This is a genomic window from Protofrankia sp. CiP1_Cm_nod4, assembly GCF_982290645.1.
On sequence record NZ_CEVIVC010000048.1, the window covers coordinates 32181 to 34454 of the forward strand.

The window sequence follows — 2274 nt, forward strand, 5'->3', positions numbered from 1 at the left end:
GTGGGCGCGGCAGGGATCGAACCTGCGACCACTCGCTTGTAAGGCGAGCGCTCTCCCGCTGAGCTACGCGCCCGGGATGCTCGTAAGCGTACGCAACAGCGCACGGCTGTGGGGGATGGATGCCACGGAAACCGGTGCCCGGTACGGATGTCGACGTCGTCCGTGCCGGGGAACGTCCGTCCGGGCCCGGCGCGGGGTTGCCGGCTGTCCGGGCGCGCCGCTGGCCCGTGCGTGTGCCCGCTTGGCCCTGCCGCCGGTCGGACGGGCCGAGCGGGCACACGTCACCGGTCACCTCAGGCTGTGGCCCAGCATCCGGGCGAGGGCGGCCTCGACCTCGGCGCTGAGTTCGGGGGGTGCGGGCACCGGCTGTGCGGGCGCCTCCCCCGACGCCGAGGCCGAGGCCGGGGTCGACGTCGACGTACGGATCGGAAGAGCAGAGCCGGCCGGAAGATCAGGACCGGACAGGGCCGGCTGGATCTCCCGGCCGCAGTCCTGGCATGAGATCAGGCCGAGAGCCTTGGCCAGGTGTGTCGAGCCGCAGTTGCCGCAGCGGTCGAGGGTCTGCGACCAGCCGACCGTCTGCTGGCACTGCGGGCAGAACAGCACCTGCTCACCCGCCACGACCGCCCGCCGCCACGGGCTGGCTCCCCGGGTGGGGTCGGTCTGGCGGGTGTGACAACGAAAGCACGGCATCCTGCAACCTGATGTGACGGGAAAGAGCGGGTGCAGCCTACAGCGCGGCGAGCGCCTTGAGGTACTCGGTGTGGTCCCGGGCCTCACCGGGGCCGTTCACGATCTTCCAGTGGACGACGCCCTCCTTGTTGATGATGAAGGTCGCCCGGACGGCGAATCCCTTGCTCTCCTCGAAGACGCCGTAGCTGCGCGCCACCTCGCCGTGCGGCCAGAAGTCGGCCAGCAACGGGAAGTCGTATCCCTCGCGCTCCGCCCACACCTTGTGGGCGTAGGGCGAGTCGACCGAGACCGCGAGAACCTGCACATCGTCGTTCTGGAACGACGAGAGATCGTCGCGGACCGCGCAGAGCTCGCCCTGGCAGATACCGGTGAAGGTCAGGGGGTAGAACAGGAGGACGACGTTACGCCGCCCACGGAACTCCGAGAGTGCGACCTCCTCGTTGTTCTGATCACGCAGGGTGAAGTCAGGGGCGATGCTGCCCACGTCGACGGCCACTGGCACATCCTCTCGACAGTAACGGTGTGTATTCGGATAAGGGGCGGCTGGCCACCCGTTCCCAGCATGCCATCTGATCGGCCCCTGGATCAGGATCCCCCGCGCCGGTGGCCGCCCGCGCCGGCGCCGCCGGCCACCACCTCCCGCCGGCCTCCTGTCACCTCCTGTGCTTCCCGGTCCGTCATACGGCGCCGATGTGGCCGGAGGCTACTGGTCGGATGTCCTGGCCGGTAACGTTCATCCCGTCCCGTCGACCCGGACGCGCCTGCCGTCACCCCGCTCCCACTCGCTTCACGCTTCCATCCGTTTCACCGGGTGTATCCGCTTCCTTCGGCGGCGGACGCCTCGCGCGGCTGCCGGGCGGTCTGCCGGTGTTGTTCCGATCGGCCCGGATCGGCACATCCGTCGGGGTGTATGAAACCGCGAGGGATGTACGAGACGACGGCACACGAAAAAGCAGGGAGCACGGTGACCGATCAGAATTTCGGTCCGTATGGTCAACATGAGTACGGACAGCAGCCGCCTGGGCCACACAGCACGAATCCGTACGACCAGCCCCCGCCGGGGGATCGTCACAGCAGCCTCGGACACGGGGACCAGCCCGGCTACGGGGACCAGCCCGGGCACGGAGGCCAGTTGGATACGGGGCCGGGTACCTCACGCCGGGCGCCCCTGTGCCCGACGTCTACCCGCAGCCGGTGGGCGCGGGTATCCGCGGCCGACGGCGCAACCCCTTCGCGTCCTGGCTCGGCCTGCCTCTGATCACCTTTGGCATCTACGACATCGTGTGGGTCTACAAGACCAACAAGGAGCTCAACGCCTACGACCGGCGGATCGACGTCAACCCGGTCCTGTCGGTGCTCGCGGTGACGCTCGGAGGGCTCCTGATCGTGCCGTCGCTCGTGGCCGTGTGGCGGCTGGGCACCCGCGCCCGCCAGGCCCAGCGGGCGGCCGGCCTGCCCGAGCTGAGCGCCGGTGTCGCGTTCGTCCTCTGGCTCGTCGGCGGCGGCCCGCTGTACCTCCAGTATGAGATCAACAAAATCTGGGACCGTTACCCGGGCTCGGTGGAAGGACAGCAGGTACCT

Annotated in this window: 3 protein-coding genes and 1 tRNA gene; 1 reads left to right on the forward strand and 3 read right to left on the reverse strand. The window is 69.2% G+C overall.

The features are described from left to right. Position 1: 1 nt before the first annotated feature. The 3 genes from AC5LSR_RS11615 to AC5LSR_RS11625 all read right to left on the reverse strand — a co-directional run bounded on the left by AC5LSR_RS11615 (position 2) and on the right by AC5LSR_RS11625 (position 1189). Positions 2 to 73 (reverse strand) — tRNA-Val (locus AC5LSR_RS11615). Between the two features lie 215 nt (positions 74 to 288). Continuing rightward, positions 289 to 693 (reverse strand): hypothetical protein, encoded by a 405-nt coding sequence (locus AC5LSR_RS11620; RefSeq protein WP_250282188.1) that lies wholly within the window; start codon positions 691 to 693, stop codon positions 289 to 291. Between the two features lie 37 nt (positions 694 to 730). Next, positions 731 to 1189: a peroxiredoxin gene (locus tag AC5LSR_RS11625; RefSeq protein WP_250282186.1), complete on the reverse strand. Its 459-nt coding sequence runs from the start codon at positions 1187 to 1189 to the stop codon at positions 731 to 733. A gap of 674 nt (positions 1190 to 1863) precedes the next feature. On the opposite strand from AC5LSR_RS11625, the gene AC5LSR_RS11630 reads away from it, so the two are divergent. Then, a partial coding sequence (locus tag AC5LSR_RS11630) for a DUF4234 domain-containing protein (protein ID WP_493468441.1) occupies positions 1864 to 2274 on the forward strand: 411 nt, incomplete at its 3' end.

What these genes read in the sequence shown, in the direction of transcription:
- AC5LSR_RS11620 (WP_250282188.1), bottom strand. Translation starts at nt 693, where the DNA reads ATGCCGTGCTTTCGTTGTCACACCCGCCAGACCGACCCCACCCGGGGA.